Origin of the sequence: Mesorhizobium humile (assembly GCF_033977215.1) — a bacterium.
GTDB lineage: Bacteria > Pseudomonadota > Alphaproteobacteria > Rhizobiales > Rhizobiaceae > Mesorhizobium > Mesorhizobium humile.
Genome location: NZ_JAVIIV010000042.1, coordinates 1 through 21,875, shown reverse-complemented (window position 1 = coordinate 21,875; position 21,875 = coordinate 1). Strand labels below are relative to the sequence as shown.

Below are 21,875 nucleotides of genomic sequence, written 5' to 3'. Positions count from 1 at the left end.
TTGCCAACGATGCGCTCGAGGTCGGCGAAAACGCGGTAGCGACGCTCGGCGTGGAGCTGGTCGATCGCATCTTCGAAGAACCGCTGGTAGTTCATGTCGACTTCCCAATTTTGCGGCGGATCATAGTCACTGCCCCATGCCACGTCCACCGGACCCCACCGGTCAAAATGCCACGCCCCGGCCCTGTTCCTAACGATGCCGGATCGTGGCCTATTCCCGGCTGTTTGAAGCAGCTTTGTTTCAGTACGATGCCTCGGACGGGAGGAACTGTTACGGACTTAACATTATGGGGAGGCGTATGCATATCGCCCAAAAGTGCACAGCGGTTTTGGGGGAACGACATAGGCTTTAGCGGGCTTGCGGCGGGGTTTCCAGCACGGTGGCTGTTGAGACAGTTTCCGATAAATCTTGATCAGCGAGGTAGAAAATGACGGTTTTGGTGACGGGCGGTGCCGGCTATATCGGCAGCCACATGGTCTGGGAGCTGCTGGACGCCGGCGAGAGCGTCGTGGTGCTCGACCGGCTTTCCACCGGCTTCGAATGGGCGGTGGCGCCCGAGGCAAAGCTCGTGATCGGCGACGTCGCCGACAAGGAACTGGTCGGCCAGGTGATCCGCGAAAACAAGGTCGACGCCATCATCCATTTCGCCGGCTCGATCGTGGTGCCGGAATCGGTCGCCGATCCGCTCGGCTACTACGAGAACAACACCTGCAAGACCCGCACGCTGATCGAAACCGCGGTGCGTGAAGGCGTGCCGCACTTCATCTTCTCCTCCACTGCCGCCGTCTATGGCGGCGCCGGGCTGGAGCCGGTGCGCGAGGATGCCCGCCTTGCGCCGGAATCGCCTTATGGCCTCTCCAAGCTGATGAGCGAATGGATGCTGCGCGATGCGGCGCTGGCGCACGACATCCGCTATACGGCGCTGCGCTATTTCAACGTTGCCGGCGCCGATCCGAAGGGCCGCACCGGACAGTCGACGCCCGGCGCCACGCATCTGATCAAGGTCGCCTGCGAGACCGCGCTCGGCAAGCGCCCCTTCATGCAGGTCTTCGGCAATGATTATCCGACGCCGGACGGCACCTGCATGCGCGATTATATCCATGTCAGCGATCTCGCCGCCGCGCACCGGCTGGCGCTGCAGCGGCTGCGCGACGGCGGGAGTAGCCTCGTCGCCAATTGCGGCTACAGCCATGGCTATTCGGTGCTGGAAGTGATCGACAGCGTGCGCCGCGCCTTCGGCCATGACTTCGATGTGCGTATGGGGGACCGCCGGCCGGGCGACGCCGCCGCGGTGGTCGCCAATTCCGAGCTCGCCCGCAAGGAGCTCGGCTGGACGCCGCAGCGCGACGATCTCGACCTGATCGTCAATGATGCGTTGGCGTGGGAGCGCATCCTGACGACCAAGAACTCCGTTCGAAACTGATCTGTTGGGCCAAGGGCTCGTGCGACCTCTGCAGACGCGGTATTGAGGCTCGTTCGGGCCAACGCGCAGAGTGCGCGGCCCTGTTCGATCCTGAGGGGACGGCATGAAGGTCCTGGTTCTCGGCGCCGGCGTGGTTGGCACGGCGGCTGCCTATTATCTGGCTAAGGACGGTCACGAGGTGACGGTGATCGAGCGCCATGAAGCGGCGGCGCGCGGCACCAGCCAGTCGAATGCAGGCCTGGTCTCGCCGGGCGACGCCACCGCCTGGGCCTCGCCGGCCGCGCTGAAGACCTTCCTGCGCGCGCTCTGGAATCACGATCTCGGCATCAAGGTGAGACTTCGCCTCGATCCGTATTTCTATGCCTGGAGCCTGCGTTTCCTGCGCGAATGCACAATCAAGCGGCTGCGCGCCAACACCGACATCAAGCTGAGATTGGCGCTTCATTCGCGCGCGTGCATCAATCAACTGTCGGAGGAGACCGGCATCCATTACGACGAGCGCAAGAAGGGCATCCTCTACTTCTTCCGGTCGCAGAAGAGCCTCGACACCGGCACCGACAATTATCGCTATCTCGGCGAGCACGGCCTGCCGATCGAGATCGTCGGCCGCGAGCGCCTGGTCGAGCTGGAGCCTGGCCTTGCCGGCGTCAAGGAAAAGATCGCCGGCGGCATCTATTCGCCGATCGACCAGACCGGCGATTCCAAGCAGTTCACCGACAGGCTCGCCGCCTATGCCGCCGAGAAGCTCGGCGTCAGATTCCTGTTCGGCACGACGATCCAGGGTCTCGACATCGAGGGCGACCGTGTGCGGGCGGTCATCACCTCGGCAGGGCCGGTCACAGGCGACGCCGTCGTCATCTCCATGGGACCGGAAAGCGGCTTGCTCGGCCGACGTTACGGCATCGACTTGCCGGTTTATCCGGTGAAGGGCTATACGGCGACCATTCCCCTGGAGGACGAAGGCAAGGGGCCGACCATGGGCGGCGCCGACGAGGATCGGCTGATCGGCTATTCGAGGCTCGGCAATCGCCTGCGCATGTCCTCGACGGCCGAATTCACCGGTTTCGACCGCAGCTTCAAGCCCGGCGATTTCAGGACCATCCTGGAAACCGGCAAGGATCTTTTCCCGGGTGCCTTCGACGAGAAGAAGGCCGTGCTGTGGGCCGGCTTGAGGCCGATGATGCCGAACTCGGTGCCGGTGATCGGCCAGGCGAAATACCGCAATCTCTATCTCGACACCGGCCACGGCCATGTCGGCTGGACCATGGCCTGCGGCTCCGGCCAATTCCTGGCCGACGTGGTCGCCGGCCGCAAGCCGCAGATCGACCCGGGGGGACTGCTTTACGGGACGGCGCGCTGAGCCGGCTTAGAGCTTCACGGCCTGCTGCCACGCCAACACGTATTCGCCCCAGGCGCGCTCGACTGGCGGTGCGGTGCGCTCACCCTTGCTCATCACGGTCACACCATCTGAGGCCAATAATGCCGCCCCGATGCTGGTGCCCGTCGAGGTCTCCGACGTAGCGACTGGTCGTCCCGTCGCTGCCGCCAGCATGCAGTTGAAAAGCGGGTTTTGCGCGAACGGTCCCTCGACGGTTGTCGGCCCGTCGCCGCCAATCAGCTCCAGGCAGGTCGCGGTCATCAGCGCCAGGTAGAACGAAATGGCGGCGAAGCGCTGGCCGGGGGTTAGGTCGTCGGCATTGGCCCACTGTGCGTCGCGGTGCGGGAAAGGCCCGGAGCCCTGTTGGGTGGAAGGCAACAGCAGGGCCTGGCGCGCCAGAATGCCGACAATATCGGCCTCGCTCCATTCCTGTGGCTGCCCCTCGGTCAGCAGCGAAAACTCGCGTCCACCCATGAAGCGCGCCGAAGGCACCGGATCGCCGAGCGCGTTGACATTGACCAGCGTGTCACGTGCCGGGTCGAGTTCCACCGTCCTGCCGCCAACCGCCATCGACACCACCCATGTGCCGGTCGAAACGACCGAGAAGGGCGGCCGATCGGACAACAGATGCGGCAACAGCGAGGCGTTGGAATCGTGCAGGCCGCAGAACACCGGAGTCTGCTCGTCGAGCCCGGTGCGTCGCGCAAGCGCCGGCAGGATTGGACCAAGCCGGTCTTTTGCCGGCCGCACCGGCGCCATCAGTTGGCGCCACCCCATCTTGTCGACCAGCGAGGAATAGTCGGAGGTCCAGGGGTTCCACAGATCGGTGTGGCAGCCGAGCGACGTCGCCTCGTTGGCTGCGACGCCGGTCAGCCGCAGCGCCCAATATTGCGGGTACATCAGCATCGCAGCGGCCCTGGCGAATTCCGCTGGGAACCACTTCTGCTGCCAGAAGAGCTGCGCGCCGAGATTGAGGCCGATCGGCAGCCGCGGCGTGCCGGTCTCGGCAAAGGGCGGGCGGACGGCGTCGTAGTCGGCCGCAAGCCAATTGGGACCGTCGAACTCATAGTCGAGCACCGGGAGGACCAGTTCGCCTGAGGCGTCCACCAGCGCGCCGGTCGCGCCATGCGTGGTGATCGAAATGGCGTCGATCCGCCGTTCGCCGTCGAGATAGGTCAGGCTGTTCAGGATGAACGTCCACAGCGCCTCGACATCGTGGTGCGGGTAGGGCGCGTGCCGCACCGGCGAGTTCGCCGTGCGGCGCAGCGCAATTTCGCTCAGCGTCGTGAGATCGACCAGCGCCACCTTGGCGTTGGTCTTGCCGATGTCGATGACGGCGACGTGGCGGATCATGCCATATGGAACAACGTTTCCAGCGGCACCGCCACCGGTTCGTTGTCGGCTTTGGTTTCCATGACGTCGGCCATATGCGCCCACCAGCGCTGCATCACCGGATGCTTGGGCAAGTCCGCCATGTCGTGATCGTCACGGCGCCAAAGCACGCCGAACAGGATGTCGGTCTCCTCGTCGAGGTGGATCGAATAGTCGGAGACGCCGGCCCGCTTCAGAAGCGCCACCAGCTCAGGCCAGATCTCGTCATGGCGGCGCTTGTACTCGGCTTTCATCCCGGGATTGAGCTTCATCTTGAAGGCGTATTTTTCCATCAGGCGAAGCGCCCTTCGCGCAGTCGCCGCCAGACGATCGGCAGCGCAATGACGATGATCAGCAACAGGCCGATGAAGATCGACATGACGATGCCCGGCACGTTGAGCAGGCCGAGCCCGAACGTCACCAGCCCCATGATGAAGGCGGCAAGCACGACGCCGAGGATGCTGCCGGCGCCTCCGAGGATCGAGACGCCGCCCAGCACCACCATGGTGATGGCTTCCAGCTCATAGCCCTGCGCGATCGACGGCCGCGTCGAACCGAGCCGCGACGTGATCAGCACAGAGGCTATGCCCGACATCAGCCCGGTCAGGCAAAACAGGATGAACTTGATGCGGGCAACGCGCACGCCGGAGAACTGGCAGGCGACCGGATTGTTGCCGATGGCGAAGACGCGACGGCCAAAAGCCGTGCGGTGCAGCACGAACCAGTAGATCAAAGCCGCGACGAGGAACAGCGCCAGCTCGAACGAGAAGACCCACCAGACGTAACCCTGGCCGAAGAAGGCGAAGCTTTCCGGATAGCCCTTGTAGGCCTGGTCGCCGAGGATGATGAAGGCGATGCCGCGGAATAGGCTCATCGTGCCGATGGTGACGACGATGGAAGGCAGGCCGAGGCGGGTGACCAGCAGCCCGTTGAAGGCGCCGCAGCCCAAGCCGACGACGATGCCGATCGCCACCAGCACCGGCGTGCCGGCGCCGGCCTGCACGGCCATGCCCATCATCGTCGAGGCTAAAGCCACGATCGCCGCGACCGAAAGGTCGATCTCGCCGGAGATGATCAGCAGCGCCATGGCTAAAGCGATCAGCCCTTTTTCCGTGAAGTTGAAGGTAAGGTCCGACAGCGACCACGGGTCGAGGAAGTAGGGCGAGGCGAAGCTGTTCACAGCGAAGATGGCGACCGCGATGACGACGAGCAGCGCCTCCCAGGAGAAGATCGCCGACGACAGCGGCTTGTCGAGCCGGTCGGGGATATGGCGCGGGTGAGGGGCGTCGGTCATGCCGCTTCCGCCTTTCTGAGGATGATGCGACCCTGCCGGCGTTCGCCGCGCGCGTTGAGCACCACGGCCAGGATGATGGCGCTGCCCGAGATCGCCATCTGCCAGAAGGGCGAGATGTTGATGACCGGCAGTGCGTTGGAGATGATGCCGAGGAACAGCGCGCCCAGCACCGCGCCGCCGACCGAGCCGATGCCGCCGGCGATCGAAATGCCGCCGATGACGCAGGCCGCGATGATGTTGAGCTCATAGCCGTTGGCGACCTCGACCGAGGCGATCACGTAGCGCGAGATCCACAGATAGCCGGCGAGCCCGCCGATCATGCCGGAAATGCAAAAGACGATGAACTTGGTGCGGCCGACATCGATGCCGGCATAGACCGAGGCGGTCGGGTTGACGCCGATGGCGTGGATCGAGCGGCCGATCGCGGTCCGCGTCATCACCAGGAAGAACAGCGCGATCACGATGATGGCGATCCACGACAGCACCGGCAGGCCGAGGAAGACGGCGCGCTGGAAGTTGATGAAGGCGGGGCTCATCTGGTCGGCGTTGACCCAGGCGCCGCCCGAGATGACGAAGGTGGCGCCGCGATAGATGGTGAGCGTGCCCAGCGTCACCACGATCGACGGGATGTTCAGCCGCCACACCAGCAAGCCGTTGATCGCGCCGAGCACGAGGCCGACGGCGAGAGCGATGACGATCAGCACCGGGATCGGGATCGCCGGATGCGCGGCGTTGAGCATCGCCACCACCATGCCGGTGAAGCAGAGGTTGGACGCCATCGACAGGTCGATCGATCGCGTCAGGATCACCACCATCTGTCCGAGCGCCAGGATCATCAGGATCGAGGTGTCGTTGAACACCTGGCGCAGATTGGCGGGGTCGGCGAAGCCTGGGAAGCGCGTCGAGATCAGCCCGATCAGAACGACGATGCCGGCAAGCAGCCAGATCTCGCGGTATTTGAGGAAGCTCTTCATGCCGCGATCCCCGCTGCCGTTCGAACCAGCGTCTCTGCGTCCAGCCCCTTGTTGTCGTAGGTCGCCGCGATACGGCCTTCGCGCATGACCACGACGCGGTCCGACATGCCGAGGATTTCCGGCAGTTCGGACGAAACCATGATCACCGAAAGGCCTTGTGCGACCAGCTCGGCCATGAAGCCGTGCACGGCGGCCTTGGAGCCGATGTCGATGCCTTTGGTCGGCTCGTCGAGGATGATCACCTTGGGCGTTGTGGCCAGCCATTTGGCGATGACCACCTTCTGCTGGTTGCCGCCGGAAAGCGTGCCGACATCCTGGCTGAGCGATGAGGCGCGCAGATCGAGCCGCTCGGTGTAGGAGCGGGCGAGCGAGAATTCTTCCGCCAGCCTCAGCACGCCGGATTTCGAGGTGCGCGCCAGTGATGGCAGCGACACGTTCTGGAAGATCGGCAGGCCGATCACCACGCCCTGCTTGCCGCGTTCTTCCGGCACATAGACGATGCCGGCCTCGATCGAATCCGCGGCCGATCTCGGCGCGATCGACTGGCCGTCGAGCGAAATCGCGCCCCGGCTGGTGCGGGTGATGCCGGCGACCGCCTGCATGACCTCGCTGCGGCCGGCGCCGACCAGCCCGTAGAAACCGAGGATCTCGCCCTTGCGCAGCTCGAAACCGATATCGTCGAATTCGGTCGGATGCGACAGGCCGGAGACGGACAGCACCGGCGCGCCGATCTTCGGCTCGCGCTGCGGGAAGATGTGGTCGACGTTGCGGCCGACCATCATGCGCACGATCTCGTTCTGGCCGGTGTCCTTGAGCAGGCCTTCGCCGACCATCTCGCCGTCGCGGAAGACGGTGTAGCGGTCGGCGATGCGGTAGATCTCGTCGAACTTGTGGCTGATGAAGAGCACGGCCTTGCCTTCGCTCGTCAGGAATTCGATGAGCAGGAAAAGCTCCTCGATTTCTTTCATCGAAAGCGCCGCGGTCGGCTCGTCCATGATGACGATGCGCGCGTCGATCGACATGGCGCGGGCGACAGCCACGAGGTGCTTGTTGGCGATGCCGAGGTCCTTCAGTCGCGCGTCGGCGTCGATATGGCCGGCCCGCATCGTCTCCAGCACCTCGCGGGCTTGTCTGCGCATGGTGCGCCAGTCGATGGTGCCGAAGCGGGTGCGCGGCGCGTGGCCGAGGAAGATATTTTCGGCGACCGAAAGATCGTCGAACAGCACGGTTTCCTGATGGATGGCGGTGATGCCGTGGCCGAAGGCGGCATGCGCGCTGGGCAGCGTCGTGGCCTGGCCGTCAATGCCGATCTCGCCTGAATCGGGCTGGTAGATGCCGGTCATGATCTTGACCAGCGTCGACTTGCCGGCGCCGTTCTCGCCGATCAGCGCGGTGACTTGGCCCGGATAGAGCGACAGGCTGACATTGTGCAGCGCGCGCACGCCCGGGAAACTTTTCGAGATGCCTGAGAGCGTCAGGCGCGGAGCTGATGCCGGGGGCCGCTCCTTTACCGTGCCGTGATGGGCCGTCGTGTCCATAGTCGTATCAAGCCCAGTGAATCTATTCCGTGTCGACTCCCCCTCACCCGACCTCCGCTTCGCTCGGTCGACCTCTCCCCGAGGGGAGAGGAGGCTTGCGAGCTTGGCGCCTGGCTCTTCTCCCCACCGGGGAGAAGGTGGCCGCGAAGCGGCCGGATGAGGGGGCAGCTCCGTCAGTCCAGGATCAGTAGATCTTGGAAAACTTCTCGATGTTGGTCTTGTCGAACTGGAACGGCGGAGCCATCGCGGCCGAGTTGGTGTCGTCGAGCGTCACCTTGCCGACGCGGCCGATCGACAGCGTGGCGCCGGGCTTCGCCTCTTCCTTCTTCACCGCCAGGTCATGGGCGAGATAGATCGCCGAATAGCCGAGATCGATCGGGTTCCACAGCGCAACCGCCTGGCTGGCGCCATTGTCGATGAACTTCTTGAACTCCGACGGCAGGGCGAGGCCGGTGACGTTGACCTTACCGATCAGGTTCTCGTCGGTGACGACCTGCGCAGCCGCTACAACACCAACTGTGGTCGGCGCGATCATCGCCTTGAGGTTCGGGTAGGACTTCAACAGGCCCTTGGCTTCGTCGGTGCTCTTGGCCGAGTCGTCATCGCCATAGACGGTGGCGACCAGCTTGATCTTCGGGAACTTCTCCGGCAGCACTTTCTTGGCCGCTTCGATCCAGGCGTTCTGGTTCGTCGCCGTCGAGGAGGCCGACAGGATCGCGACGTCGCCGCCTTCCGGCAGGTAGTCGGCGGCGAGCTTGATGATGGTCTCGCCGATCAGGCCGGTGTCGGACGGATTGAGGTGGAGCTGGCGGCCTTCCTTGGCGACGCCGGAATCCCATGAGATGACGGTGATGCCGCGCTCCATCGCCTTCTTCAGCACCGGCACCAGCGCGTCGGCGTCATTGGCCGAAACGGCGATCGCGTTGACCTTCTGCGCGATCAGCGAATTGATCACTTCGATCTGCGCTTCGGCGGTCGCCTTGGTCGGGCCGGTGTAGATGACGTCGACATCGCCCAGTTCCTTGGCCGCTTCCTCGGCGCCCTTGTTGGCGGCGTCGAAGAAGCCGTTGCCGAGCGACTTCACCACCAGCGCGATCTTGACGTTCTCGGCATAGGCGGCATTCACGAACATGGCGGCGGAAAAGGCCGCCGTGACCAGCAGTTTCTTCAAAAAGCTCATCGAATATCCTCCCTTGAGCGTTGCATTCCATCGCCGCTGCGGGCGTGAGTTTCCCTCAGGCCTGCAGTGAAGATTCTTCCTTCTCGCTTGACTGTCTGCGGGCGACGATCAGCGCCACGCCCGCCGTTTCCAGCATCTTGGCCTCGCGGTCCTCGATGCCGTCGTCGGTGATCACTGTCGCGATGCGCGACAGCCCGCACAGGATCAGGCTGGAGCGCATGCGGAATTTCGAGGAATCGACCAGCACCACCAATTCGTCGGCCTGGTCGATCAGCTTCTGCTCGGCCTGGATCAGCAGCGGGTCGCCTTCCATCAGCCCGAGCGGGCCCAACCCTTGCGCGCCCATGAACATGCGACGCGCATAGAAGTTGCGCGTCACGTCATTGTCGAAGGGCGACAGGATGATGTTCTGCTCGCGGTAGATTGTGCCCCCCGACAGCATCACCGTGTTCTTGGAGTGCTTGAGCAGATGCTCGGCGATCGGGAACGAATTGGTGAAGATCGGCATGCGGCGTCCGGTCAGGAAATGCACCATCTGGAACGTGGTGGTGCCGCCATTGATGATGATCGGCTCGCCGTCCGTGCAAAGGTTGACCGCTTCCCGCGCGATCGCCCGCTTCTGCGCGGCGTTCAGCGTCTCGTTGACGGAGAAGGGCCGGCCGGCAAGGCCGATGAACTGCGGCGGCGAGATCGCCTCGGCGCCGCCCCGCACTCGGCGAAGGCGCTTCTGGACATGCAGCGCCGCGATATCGCGCCGGATCGTCGCCTCGGAGGAGTCCGTCAGCTCGACCATCTCCTGAACCGTCACCACAGGCTTTTCCTGGACGGCGGACAGAATGATCCTGTGGCGCTCTTTCTCGTGCATGGTTCCTCCCTGCCCAAGCATCAGGCCTTAGAAAACGCGCAGTGTCAATCATTTCCGATCAAATATTTTCATTGTGCAGTGCAATATGATCGATATTGATCGTTTGTGATTGACAAGTGCGGCGCTTGCGTAGACATTCCCGGCGAGAAATGAGGGGCGCGGCGTTCGCGCTCCAAGGGAGGATACCTATGCTCGACAAGCGCCACGGCTCGCGCCTCGCCAATCTGTGGGACGATGCAAAAGCCGAGGGGATGAGCGGTCCCGAGCTCCTGGTCTATCGCTCGAACACGCTAGGATCCGACAAGCGCGTCACCAACTATGGCGGCGGCAACACCTCGTCGAAGGTCCGGCAGAAGGACCCGCTCACCGGCGAGGACGTCGAGGTCCTCTGGGTCAAGGGCTCCGGCGGCGACAGCGCCTCGATCAAGCTCGACGGTTTCGCCACGCTCTACATGGACAAGCTGCGCGCCATCAAAAGTCTTTATCGCGGCGTCGAGCATGAGGACGAGATGGTGGGCTACCTGCCCCACTGCACCTTCAACCTCAATCCGCGCGCGGCCTCGATCGACACGCCGCTGCACGCTTACGTGCCGAAGCCTTGCGTCGACCACATGCATCCAGACGCCATCATCGCGGTCGCCGCGGCCAAGGATTCCAAGGCGATCACGAAGGAGATCTTCGGCGACGCCATCGGCTGGCTGCCCTGGAAGCGGCCGGGCTTCGAGCTTGGCCTGTGGCTGGAGAAATTCTGCCTCGAAAACCCCGACGCCAGGGGCGTGGTGCTCGAAAGCCATGGCCTGTTCACCTGGGGCGACACGCCGAAGGAATGCTACGAAACGACGATCTCGGTGATCAACCAGGCGATCGAATGGTTCGAGCGTCGGTCGGAAGGCGTGGCAATCTTCGGCGGTGAAGCGGTCAAGTCGCTCGATGCTCCGGCGCGCCGCGCCATCGCGGCCAAGCTGATGCCAAGGATCCGCGGCCTGATCTCTGAAAAGAGCCACAAGCTCGGCCATTTCGACGATCAGCCCGCCGTGCTCGAATTCGTGAACTCCAAGGACCTGCAGCCGCTGGCGGCGCTCGGCACCTCATGCCCCGACCACTTCCTGCGCACCAAGATCCGGCCGCTGGTGATCGAGTTCGATCCGGCAAAGCCCGATATCGACGCCGTCATCGCGCGGCTCGCCGACGACATTGCCGAATACCGCGTCGGCTACCAGGCCTATTACGACAGCTGCAAGCATCCGGACTCGCCGGCCATCCGCGATCCCAACGCCGTGGTCTATCTGATGCCCGGCGTCGGCATGTTCACCTTCGCCGGCGACAAGGCGACGGCGCGCATCTCCGGCGAGTTCTACGTCAACGCCATCAACGTCATGCGTGGCGCCTCGACGGTCTCGTCCTATGTCGGCCTGCCGGCGCAGGAAGCCTTCGACATTGAATACTGGCAGCTCGAGGAGGCCAAGCTGCAGCGCCTGCCGAAGCCGAAGGCGCTGGCCGGCCAGATCGCGCTGGTCACCGGCGGCGCCGGCGGCATCGGCCGCGCCACCGCCAACCGGCTGCTGCGCGAAGGCGCCTGCGTTGTGCTCGCCGATATCGACGAAGCGGCATTGGCCAGCGCCAATGAAGAGCTGTCGAAGGCGTTCGGAAGAGACTTCGTCCGTCCAGTGCGGATCGATGTCACCTCCGAGGACCAGGTGCTTTCCGGCTTTGCCGAGACTTCGGTCGAGTTCGGCGGCATCGACATCCTCGTCTCCAATGCCGGCCTCGCCTCCTCGGCGCCGATCGAGGAGACCACGCTGGCCTTGTGGAACAAGAACATGGACATCCTGTCCACCGGCTATTTCCTGGTTTCGCGCGAGGCCTTCCGGCTGTTCCGCGCCCAGAAGATCGGCGGCAATGTCGTCTTCGTCGCCTCCAAGAACGGGCTTGCCGCTTCGCCGAATGCGTCCGCTTATTGCACGGCCAAGGCGGCTGAGATCCACCTTGCCCGCTGCCTCGCGCTGGAGGGCGCGGAAGCGCAGATCAGGGTCAACGTCGTCAATCCGGACGCCGTGCTGCGCGGCTCCAAGATCTGGACCGGCGAGTGGAAGGAACAGCGCGCCGCAGCCTACAAGATGTCGACCGACGATCTCGAGGAACACTACCGCTCGCGCTCGATGCTGAAGCGCTCGGTTTTCCCGGAGGACATCGCCGAGGCGATCTACTTCTTTGCCTCTGACATGTCGGCCAAGTCGACCGGCAACATCGTCAACGTCGACGCCGGCAACGCGCAAAGCTTTACGCGCTAGGTGCGCTTTCCCTTCTCCCCGTTCAACGGGGAGAAGGTGCCGCAGGCGGATGAGGGGCAGCGCCTGCCGAACGTATTCCTGGGAGGAACCGCAGTGTCCGAAACAATTATCCGCGCCGATCTCGTCGCCAGCCACAACGCCGCGCGCAAACCCGACCTCGAGCGCGACTACGCCTCCCTCGGCGAACGCCTCGACCGGCGTGGCATCGCCATCGACGCGATCCGCGACAAGGTCGAGAAATTCGGCGTGGCGATCCCGTCTTGGGGCGTCGGCACCGGCGGCACGCGCTTTGCCCGTTTCCCCGGCGCCGGCGAGCCGCGCGACATCTTCGACAAGATCGAGGATTGCGCCGTCATCAGCCAGCTGACGCAGGCCACACCTACCGTCTCGCTGCACATTCCCTGGGACAAGGCCGATCCGAACCGGCTGAAGCAGGCGGCCTCGCGCTTCGGCCTCGGCTTCGACGCGATGAACTCGAATACCTTCTCCGACGCGAAGGATCAGGAACGCTCCTACAAGTTCGGCTCGCTGTCACACGCCGATGCCGGCACGCGCCATCAGGCGGTCGAGCATAATCTCGAATGCATAGAGATCGGCAGGACGCTGGGCTCCAAGGCGCTGACGGTGTGGATCGGCGACGGCTCGAACTTCCCCGGTCAGGTCAATTTCGCAAGAGCCTTCGAACGCTATCTCGATGCCATGCGCGAAATCTATGCCGGACTGCCCGACGACTGGCGGCTGTTCACCGAGCACAAGATGTACGAACCGGCTTTCTATTCGACGGTCGTGCAGGACTGGGGCACCAACTACATCATCGCCAGGGAACTCGGCGACAAGGCCTTCTGCCTGGTTGACCTCGGCCATCATGCGCCCAACGTCAACATCGAGATGATCGTGTCGCGGCTGATCCAGTTCGGCAAGCTCGGCGGCTTCCACTTCAACGATTCGAAATATGGCGACGACGACCTCGACGCCGGGTCCATCGATCCCTACCGGCTGTTCCTCGTCTTCAACGAGCTGGTCGACGCCGAGCTTTCGGGCGCCAAGGGCTTCAACCCCGCCCATATGCTCGACCAGAGCCACAACGTCACCGACCCGATCGAAAGCCTGATGCTGTCGGCGGTCGAGGTGCAGCGCGCCTATGCGCAGGCGCTGCTGGTCGACCGCAAGGCGCTTGAGGGTTTTCAGGACGCCAATGATGCGCTGATGGCGACGCAGACTTTGAAAGCTGCCTACCGCACCGACGTCGAGCCGATCCTCGCCATGGCGAGGCTGAGGACCGGCGGCGCCGTCGATCCCGTCGCTGCCTATCGTGAGGCCGGTTACCGGGCCAAGGTCGCGGCGGAACGGCCGGCGGTTGCGGGCGGTGGCGGCGGCATCGTCTGATAGGCCGAGCCAGGCCCCCTCATCCGACCGCTGCGCGGCCACCTTCTCCCCCAGGGGAGAAGAGGTCAACACCGTCGCAAGCTCCTCTCCCCGGGGGAGAGGTCGGATTGCCCGAATTGCCCTTGCAATTCGACTTGGCAATCCGGGTGAGGGGTCTCTCTCGCTGCTTCAATTATTATTGGACTAATTCGCCCTGACGGTCTTTCCTAGGCGTCCCCAACGCCAGGAGCACCGCCATGCCCTTGACTCGTCGGACGCTGATCGGCGTCATCCTTTCGCTCGCAATTACCCTCACGCCGTCGACCATCGCTTTCGCCGCCTCACCGGCTCCTGCCAAAGGTGAGCACGGCATGGTGGTGACCGCCCAGCATCTCGCCACCGAAGTCGGCGTTGACGTGCTGAAGAAAGGCGGCAACGCGGTCGATGCCGCTGTCGCGGTCGGCTACGCGCTTGCCGTGGTCTATCCCAATGCCGGCAATATAGGCGGCGGCGGCTTCATGACCGTGCGCATGAAGGACGGCCGCACGACCTTCCTCGATTTCCGCGAGCGCGCGCCGCTCGCCGCCACCAAGACCATGTATCTCGACAAGGACGGCAATCCGGTGAAGGGCGCCAGCCTCGACGGCTATCTCGCCGTCGGCGTGCCGGGCTCGGTGGCCGGTTTCGAGATGGCGCGTGAGAAATACGGCACGCTCTCAAGACAGGATCTGATGGCGCCGGCAATCGCCTACGCCAAGGACGGCTTCGTGCTCAACCAGGGCGACGCGGCTTCCTTTGCCGGCAGCGCCGCGCGGCTGGCGAAGGATCCCGCGGCCGCCGCCATCTTCCTGAAAAAGGACGGCAAGCCCTACGGCATCGGCGAGAAGCTCGTTCAGCCGGACCTTGCCGCCTCGCTTTCGGCGATCTCGGAAAAGGGGCCGGACGCCTTCTACAAAGGGTCGATCGCCGACGCCATCGTCAAGGCGAGCGGCGCCAAGGGCGGCATCCTCGCCAAGGGCGATTTCGAGCAATATGCCGTGCGCGAGCTGAAGCCCGTGACCTGCTCCTATCGCGGCTACGAGATCATCTCCTCGCCGCCGCCGAGTTCCGGCGGTGTCATCATCTGCGAGATTCTCAATGTGTTGGAGGGCTACCCACTCTCCTATCTCGGCCCGGGTTCCGCCGAGACGGTCCATGTCATGGTCGAGGCCATGCGCCATGCCTATGTCGACCGCAACTCGGCGCTGGGCGACCCGGATTTCGTCGACAACCCGGTCTCGAAGCTGCTCGACAAGGCTTACGCGAAAGACATCCGCGACAAGATCGATCCGTTCCGCGCCGGCGTGTCGAAGGACCTGATGCCGAAAGGCTTCGGCGAGTCGAAGGAAACCACTCACTATTCGATCATCGACAATGACGGCAACGCCGTCGCGGTCACCTATACGCTGAACGGCTCCTTCGGCGCCGGCGTCGTCGCCGACGGCACCGGCATCCTGCTCAACAACGAGATGGACGACTTCACCCAGAAGCCCGGCGTACCGAACCTGTATGGCCTAGTTCAGGGCGAGGCGAATGCCATCCAGCCGAAGAAGACGCCTTTATCCTCGATGAGCCCGACGATCGTGACGTGGGACGGCAAGCCGTTCATGGTCATAGGCAGTCCGGGCGGTTCGCGCATCATCACCATCACGCTGGAGGCGATCGTCAACGTCATCGACCACGGCTTGGACATCCAGCAGGCGATCGACGCGCCGCGCATCCATCATCAATGGCTGCCGGACACGGTCTATGTCGAGCCTTTCGGGCTTTCGCCGGACACGGAGCGGCTGCTTGCCGGCATGGGCTATCATCTCGATCTGAGCGACCAGACCTGGGGGCAGGCCGCCGGCATTCTGGTCGGCGGCAAGAGCCTCGGCGAAATCGAGAAGGGTGGCGGCGCGCGCTACAACGGCGCCATCGACAGCCGCTCGGCAGCCGGCGAAGCCTTGGGGTATTGATCGGGCCTATGCCGAGGTCAGGTCACAAGCGTGATGGTCGAAGCGATCAGCATCACGGCGGCGATGGCGACGAACAGCGCATAGATGCGCGGCCGGTCGAGCAGCAGCGCATTGCCCGAGATCCAGGCAGCCGTGGCGCCGCCAAGCGCGAACAGGAAGCCGTTGCGGTGGCCGAAGGACATGGAGGCAGCCATCAGGCCGCCGATGATCAGCGCGCCGAAGACGATGATGACGGCGACCGCGTATTTCTCGAAATCATTGCCGCCGCCCATCGCCGGCCCCATCGCATTGAGATTGGGCAGGTCGTCCGGGTCGAAAGGGTTGGTCGAGCCGTATTCGTCTTGACCGAGGGATTCGCGCATTATTCGTTCTCCGCTGAGCGGCAACAAACCATCAACGCCTGCCGAGCGCAACCCGGCAACGCCGCCACGGCGATGCGTTCGCCGCCCGGCTGATGCCCGAGTGCCACGGTTTCCCGGTCAGGTTCAACGGCGGAAGCGGCGTTGCGGTTCCCGAAGCATGATGCCGAGAAGTGTGAAGCGGTTTTCGGACGACATCATGCTCCGTCTCTGACCTTGATCTACCTGGAAAAATCGCTGCGCACGATGCCGTGCCGCTGCAGCTTGTCGTAGAAGGTCTTGCGCGGAATGCCGAGCGCCTCGATGGTGCGGCGCACGTCGCCGTCATTGCGACCAAGTGTCTCGCGGATGATTTCGGCTTCGTAACGATCGAGCCGTTCCGGTAAGGGCATGGAGGTGTCGATCTCCATTGCCGCAGGGGAAGGCGCAGCGGCAACGTCGTCCAGCCCGAGCACGAAGCGTTCGGCGAAATGGGCAAGCTCGCGCACATTGCCGGGCCAGTCATGCTCGCCGAGATGGCGCCGGATCGCGGCGGAGATCGCCGGCACGGGGCGCCGGAAGCGGGCGGCAGCACGCTCGGCGAAATAACCGAACAGCAGCGGCACGTCGTCCCGCCGCTCGCGCAGCGGCGGGATCGAAAGCGTCACCACATTGAGCCGGTAATAGAGATCCTCGCGGAAATTGCCGCGCTGGCTGGCATTGCCGAGATCGACCTTGGCGGCGGCGACGACGCGCAGGTCGACCGGTCGCACCTCATTGGTGCCGAGCGGCGTCACCTCACGCATTTCGAGCACGCGCAGCATCTGCACCTGCGTCGAGGCCGGCATGCTTTCGATCTCGTCGAGGAACAGCGTGCCGCCGCTTGAATGCTCGATACGGCCGACCCGCCTCTTCTGCGCGCCGGTGAAGGCGCCGGCCTCATGGCCGAACAATTCGCTCTCGATGACCGTCTCCGGCAGCGTGCCGCAGTTCAACGCGACGAAATTGCCCTTGGCGCGTCGGCTCCAGCGGTGCAGCAGGCTCGCCACCACCTCCTTGCCGGAGCCGGTCTCGCCGGTCACCAGAACGTCGACATCGGTGTCGGCGATCTGCCGCAATGTCCGGCGCAGCCGCTCCATGGCCGGCGTCTGGCCGATCAGCGGCAATCCTTCCTGGGCCTGCTCGGCCGCCTCGCGCAAGGCGCGGTTTTCCATCACCAGGCGGCGTTTCTCGGCGGCACGGGCAACGCTCTGCGCCAGCCGCTCAGCGGCGAAAGGCTTGGTGATGAAGTCGTAGGCGCCGTCCTTGATCGCCTTGACGGCCATCGCGATATCGCCATGGCCGGTGACCAGGATCACGGGGATATCGGGGTCGAGTTGCAAGACGCGGTCGAAAAGCTGCAGTCCGTCGATCTCCGGCATGCGGATGTCCGACACCACCACCCCAGCGAAATTCCTGTCGAGCGCCGCCAGCGCTTCGCTCGCCACCGCGTGGGCCGACACCGCAAAGCCGGCAAGCTCCAGCGTCTGCCTTGTCGCCTTGAGCAGATCGCTATCGTCATCGATCAGGATGACCGGTGCTGGATCGTGATTGGTCATGCCGCGCCGGCTTTCGACAGATGGATGGTGAAGCGTGTGCCCTGGCCGCTGCTCGAAACCTCGATGCGCCCGCCATAGTCGGCGACGATGTCCTTGGAGATGACGAGGCCGAGCCCGAGGCCTTTTTCCTTGGAGGTGTTGAAGGGCGTGAACAGCGACTTCAGGATCGCGGGCGGGATGCCCGGGCCGTTGTCCAAGACCATGAGCGCGACGTCATCGCCGGTCTCGGTCGCCGAAACCTCGACTTTCGCGTCGTCGCGGCCGTCGAGCGCCTCCAGCGCGTTCTGGAACAGGTTGATCAGCACCTGCTCCAGCCGCAGCCGGTTGCCCATAACCTTGAGCGCCGGCGGCGGCAGCGTGATCGCCAGCGCATCCAGCCGGCCGGCGAAGCGGCTCCTTAGCAGCACCACGGCGCCTTCGATCACGCCGCGCAGCTCCACCGGCTCGGCCGCTGTGCGGCCCTTGCGGGCGAAGGCTTTCAGCTCCTCGGTGATCGAGCCGATGCGCTCGGTCAGCGCGGCGATGGCGCCAAGGTTCTCCTCGGCTGAGGCGCTCTGCTTGCGTTCGAGGAAGACGCGCGCATTGTCGGCATAGGCGCGGATCGTCGCCACCGGCTGGTTGATCTCATGTGCGACACCGGCGGCGACCTGGCCGAGCGTTGCAAGCCGGTTGGCCTGCACCAGCTCCTGCTGCATCACCTGCAGCCTGGCTTCGGTGCTGCGGTGGTCGACGATCTCGGCCTGCAGCCGGTCGCGCGCCAGGCTCAGATCCTGCGTGCGCTCGACGACGCGCCGCTCGAGCTCGGCGCGCGCGGCCTGTTCGGCGGCAATCCGCATCTGCCCGGACTGCCGCCGCCACAACAGATAGGCGGCAAAGGCGATGAGCGGCACGAGGACGCCCAGCACCAGGAGCCGCATTTCGCGCTGCGCCGCCGCGACCGGTGCTTCGGCGGGAACGAGATAGTCGAGGCGCCAGGGCGTCGACGGCACGGCGGTCGACAGCCGCAGGTATTCGGCGTCGCTGCCGCCAGGCGTGATGGCATGGACAAGCGCGACATCGGGGCTGAGCGGTTGTGGCTTCGTGATCGGCAAGGCCACCAGCGGCGCATCGCCGAATTGCTGGCTGGCGCGGATGTCGGCCGTGACCGGAGCAGCCAGCGGCGCGACCGTCATGAAGCGCCAGGAAGGGACGCTGGTGATCAGCACCACGCCATGCGCATCGCTGACATAGGCCGGCCGGTTCGCCTCGCGCCAGTCGGACTCGAGCTGGTCGAATTCCATCTTGACCACGACGACGCCGAGCGGCCCCGAAGCGCCGTCGACGCGGCGCGAGATGTAGAGACCGGGGCGTTTGCTGACATTGCCGAGCGCGAAATATTCGGCCGTGCCGGTTTCCATCGCGCCCGAGAAATAGGCGCGAAAACCATAGTCGTTGCCGACGAAGCTCACCGGCTCGCGCCAGTTGCTGGAGGCGATCGCCAGACCGTCCGTGCCGGTGACATAGAGCACCGAGGCTTTGGTGCCCGACACCAGTCCTTCAAGCTTGCGGTTCAAGACATCGATCGATGCGGGGCTGCGCTCGCTTAGCGCGTCATGCACCTGTTGGTCTTCCGATAGCAGCAGCGGCAGCGCGCGCGGGTTTTCCAGCACCGCGCGCAGCAGCGCGACCTTGAGGTTGGCGTCGGTGCGCCCTTGCGTGGCCAAAGCCTCTATCTCGGTCGAGCGGCCGTAAAGCCCGGCGCCGTAGAGCGCCGCGAGCACGATCAGCAGCGCCACCGCCGCGAACAGCAGCCAGGCACGACGCGCCCGCCCGGCAAGCAGTTCGGGCGTCGGGGCGAGGGCAGCGGCAGGGCGTTGCAGCATGCCGCATCTGTGCATGATTTCGCACAAAGCGCAATTCGACCTATGCGGATAACCGCACTAACACCGACCAAAGTACCGGTCGCGAGTTCAAAAAAGTCAGCAAAATCAATGAGAGGAGCCTTTGAGCGCAATCTGGCACGCGGGTTGCAAATACATCCGCAGCAGCCGCGAGGCTGTGGAGGTCAACAGCCCCCTGGGAGGTCGAGCGTCTCGATCGGGGGCCGAACGGAGGACATCATGCAGACAGCAATCGCTGCCGCCGAACCGCGCGGCAAGGTTCCCTTTTACCGGCATCTCTATGTGCAGGTCCTGGTGGCGATCGCCGCCGGCATCCTGCTTGGACATTTCTACCCCGACCTGGGCGCCTCGCTGAAGCCGCTTGGCGATGCTTTCATCAAGCTGGTCAAGATGGTCATCGCGCCGGTGATCTTCCTCACCGTGGCGACCGGCATTGCCGGCGTTTCCGACCTGCACAAGGTCGGCCGCGTCGCCGGCAAGGCGATGATCTATTTCCTCGTCTTCTCGACATTGGCGCTCGTCGTCGGCCTCGTCGTGTCGAACGTCATCCAGCCCGGCGCCGGCATGCACATCAATCCAGCGACCCTCGACCCCTCGAAAGTAGCGACCTTCACCGAGAAGGCGCATGACACTTCGATCGTCGGCTTCCTGATGAACATCATCCCCGACACCATCACCGGCGCTTTCGCGCAGGGCGACATCCTGCAGGTGCTGTTCTTCTCGGTGCTGTTCGGCATAGCGCTGGCCCTGGTCGGCGAACGTGGCCGCCCTGTGGTCGATTTCCTGCAGGCGTTGACCGCGCCGGTCTTCCGCCTCGTCGCCATCCTGATGAAGGCAGCCCCCATCGGCGCCTTCGGCGCCATGGCCTTCACCGTCGGCAAATATGGCATCGGCTCGATCGCCAACCTCGCAATGCTGATCGGCACCTTCTATCTGACGTCGCTGCTCTTCGTGCTCGTCGTTCTCGGCACTGTGGCATGGTACAACGGCTTCTCAATCCTGGCGCTGATCCGCTACATCAAGGAGGAGCTGCTCCTGGTGCTCGGCACCTCGTCGTCCGAGGCGGCACTTCCCGGCCTGATGGCCAAGATGGAGCGCGCCGGCTGCAACCGTTCGGTCGTCGGTCTCGTCATTCCGACCGGTTATTCCTTCAACCTCGACGGCACCAACATCTACATGACGCTGGCGGCCCTGTTTATCGCCCAGGCGACCGACACGCCGCTTACCTTTGGTGATCAGATCCTCTTGCTGCTCGTCGCCATGCTGAGCTCCAAGGGTGCGGCCGGCATCACCGGCGCCGGCTTCATCACGCTGGCCGCCACGCTCTCGGTGGTGCCCTCGGTGCCGGTCGCCGGCATGGCGCTGATCCTCGGCGTCGACCGCTTCATGTCGGAATGCCGCGCGCTCACCAACTTCGTCGGCAACGCCGTGGCGACAATCGTCGTGGCGCGCTGGGAAGGCGAGCTCGACCAGAAGCAATTCGCCGCTGCCATGGCTGGCCAGTTGCCGGAGGAGGCCGACCTTGCGCTGTCGGGCGGCCTGCAGCCCGCCTGATCACCCGCATCCTCCCGATGCGCAGCAGGTCGCGGCAGTCGCCGCGGCCTGTTCTTTTTGTCGGCCGCCGCATAGGCTGCGCGAGCCGGATTCTCGGCAAAACATTCAGCCGAGAGGGTGGTCGATGAGCAGCGCGTATCCCGAGATCTATCTTGTTCGCCATGGCGAGACAGAGTGGAGCGCCTCGGGCAGGCATACCGGCCGCACCGACATCCCGCTGACAGCGAGAGGCGAGGAGGCGGCGCGCGGCGTCGCCGATCGGCTCAAGGGGCTGACTTTCCAGGCGGTCTGGTCGAGCCCCTCGCAGCGCGCCTTCGACACTTGCCGGCTCGCCGGCTTCGGCGCGCGCGCGGTTAAGAAGCCGGATCTGCAGGAATGGGACTATGGCGCTTACGAAGGCGTGACGACCAAGGAGATCCTGTCGAAGCGCCCTGGCTGGCAGTTGTTTCGCGACGGCTGCCCGGACGGCGAGACGGCGGCCGATGTCGGCGCCCGCGCCGACGCCGTCATCGCCGGGCTGCGCGCGGTGGCCGGCAATGTGCTGATCTTCTCCAGCTCGCATTTCCTGCGTGTCTTCGCATCGCGCTGGGTCGGCCTGCCACCGGAAGGCGGCGAGCATTTCGTGCTCGACACCGCCAGCCTCAGCATCCTCGGCTACGAGCACGATTTGACCGAGCCGGTCATCCGCCGCTGGAACCAGAAGTAGTCCTGCTGGATGGCAGCACAGGTGCCTCTGGAGATTGGGCGAAACCCCGCAGCCTCGTCATGTATGGACGGCCCCTCTTGGGCAAGAGGCAAAATAGCGGCGACGGCTTAAGTCTGGAGCGGT

17 protein-coding genes are annotated in these 21,875 nt (G+C 64.5%); 7 read left to right on the top strand and 10 right to left on the bottom strand.

Annotated features, from left to right (window positions below; all coding sequences use genetic code 11):
• Positions 1–427: 427 nt before the first annotated feature.
• Positions 428–1,423 (top strand): UDP-glucose 4-epimerase GalE, encoded by a 996-nt coding sequence (gene galE, locus RFM52_RS31970; protein WP_320298870.1) that lies wholly within the window; start codon positions 428–430, stop codon positions 1,421–1,423.
• Positions 1,424–1,526: 103 nt separating this feature from the next.
• Positions 1,527–2,783, top strand: a complete 1,257-nt coding sequence (locus RFM52_RS31965; protein WP_320298869.1) for a D-amino acid dehydrogenase — start codon at positions 1,527–1,529, stop codon at positions 2,781–2,783.
• 6 nt (positions 2,784–2,789) lie between these two features.
• Here RFM52_RS31965 and RFM52_RS31960 read toward each other — a convergent pair whose 3' ends face one another.
• From RFM52_RS31960 to RFM52_RS31930, 7 genes are all read right to left on the bottom strand, one after another.
• Entirely contained in the window at positions 2,790–4,154 is a 1,365-nt protein-coding gene (locus RFM52_RS31960; RefSeq protein ID WP_320298868.1) for an FGGY-family carbohydrate kinase, read from the bottom strand.
• Positions 4,151–4,465, bottom strand: a complete 315-nt coding sequence (gene rhaM, locus RFM52_RS31955) for an L-rhamnose mutarotase (RefSeq protein WP_320298867.1) — start codon at positions 4,463–4,465, stop codon at positions 4,151–4,153. Before rhaM ends, RFM52_RS31960 begins: the two co-directional genes overlap by 4 nt.
• Positions 4,465–5,466, bottom strand: a complete 1,002-nt coding sequence (locus RFM52_RS31950) for an ABC transporter permease (RefSeq protein WP_320298866.1) — start codon at positions 5,464–5,466, stop codon at positions 4,465–4,467. The genes rhaM and RFM52_RS31950 overlap by 1 nt, the downstream gene beginning before the upstream one ends.
• A complete protein-coding gene (locus tag RFM52_RS31945; RefSeq protein WP_320298865.1) occupies positions 5,463–6,440 on the bottom strand; it encodes an ABC transporter permease in 978 nt (325 codons plus the stop codon). The genes RFM52_RS31950 and RFM52_RS31945 overlap by 4 nt, the downstream gene beginning before the upstream one ends.
• Complete coding sequence (locus RFM52_RS31940) at positions 6,437–7,978, bottom strand: sugar ABC transporter ATP-binding protein (protein ID WP_320298864.1); 1,542 nt, start codon at positions 7,976–7,978, stop codon at positions 6,437–6,439. The genes RFM52_RS31945 and RFM52_RS31940 overlap by 4 nt, the downstream gene beginning before the upstream one ends.
• Positions 7,979–8,162: 184 nt before the next feature.
• Positions 8,163–9,158 carry a rhamnose ABC transporter substrate-binding protein gene (gene rhaS / locus RFM52_RS31935; protein ID WP_320298863.1) on the bottom strand — a complete coding sequence of 332 codons (996 nt, stop codon included), beginning with the start codon at positions 9,156–9,158 and terminating at the stop codon, positions 8,163–8,165.
• Between the two features lie 55 nt (positions 9,159–9,213).
• Positions 9,214–10,023, bottom strand: coding sequence for a DeoR/GlpR family DNA-binding transcription regulator (locus tag RFM52_RS31930; RefSeq protein WP_320298862.1), 810 nt, complete (start codon positions 10,021–10,023; stop codon positions 9,214–9,216).
• Positions 10,024–10,211: 188 nt separating this feature from the next.
• Between RFM52_RS31930 and RFM52_RS31925 the strand changes: the two genes are divergently transcribed.
• From RFM52_RS31925 to ggt, 3 genes are all read left to right on the top strand, one after another.
• Positions 10,212–12,314: a bifunctional rhamnulose-1-phosphate aldolase/short-chain dehydrogenase gene (locus tag RFM52_RS31925; RefSeq protein ID WP_320298861.1), complete on the top strand. Its 2,103-nt coding sequence runs from the start codon at positions 10,212–10,214 to the stop codon at positions 12,312–12,314.
• A 93-nt stretch (positions 12,315–12,407) separates the two neighbouring features.
• Positions 12,408–13,700, top strand: a complete 1,293-nt coding sequence (gene rhaI, locus RFM52_RS31920; protein WP_320298860.1) for an L-rhamnose catabolism isomerase — start codon at positions 12,408–12,410, stop codon at positions 13,698–13,700.
• A 236-nt stretch (positions 13,701–13,936) separates the two neighbouring features.
• Entirely contained in the window at positions 13,937–15,676 is a 1,740-nt protein-coding gene (gene ggt / locus RFM52_RS31915; RefSeq protein WP_320298859.1) for a gamma-glutamyltransferase, read from the top strand.
• Between the two features lie 17 nt (positions 15,677–15,693).
• On the opposite strand, the gene RFM52_RS31910 is transcribed toward ggt, so the two are convergent.
• The 3 genes from RFM52_RS31910 to RFM52_RS31900 form a co-directional block, all read right to left on the bottom strand.
• Positions 15,694–16,038 (bottom strand): hypothetical protein, encoded by a 345-nt coding sequence (locus RFM52_RS31910; RefSeq protein WP_320298858.1) that lies wholly within the window; start codon positions 16,036–16,038, stop codon positions 15,694–15,696.
• A gap of 218 nt (positions 16,039–16,256) precedes the next feature.
• Entirely contained in the window at positions 16,257–17,612 is a 1,356-nt protein-coding gene (locus RFM52_RS31905) for a sigma-54-dependent transcriptional regulator (protein ID WP_320298857.1), read from the bottom strand.
• Positions 17,609–19,474 (bottom strand): ATP-binding protein, encoded by a 1,866-nt coding sequence (locus RFM52_RS31900; RefSeq protein WP_320298856.1) that lies wholly within the window; start codon positions 19,472–19,474, stop codon positions 17,609–17,611. The genes RFM52_RS31905 and RFM52_RS31900 overlap by 4 nt, the downstream gene beginning before the upstream one ends.
• Positions 19,475–19,711: 237 nt before the next feature.
• On the opposite strand from RFM52_RS31900, the gene RFM52_RS31895 reads away from it, so the two are divergent.
• On the top strand, positions 19,712–21,046 hold the full coding sequence (locus RFM52_RS31895) for a dicarboxylate/amino acid:cation symporter (protein WP_320298855.1): 1,335 nt from the start codon (positions 19,712–19,714) through the stop codon (positions 21,044–21,046).
• 124 nt (positions 21,047–21,170) lie between these two features.
• On the top strand, positions 21,171–21,752 hold the full coding sequence (locus RFM52_RS31890) for a histidine phosphatase family protein (protein ID WP_320298854.1): 582 nt from the start codon (positions 21,171–21,173) through the stop codon (positions 21,750–21,752).
• The last annotated feature ends 123 nt before the right edge of the window (positions 21,753–21,875 follow it).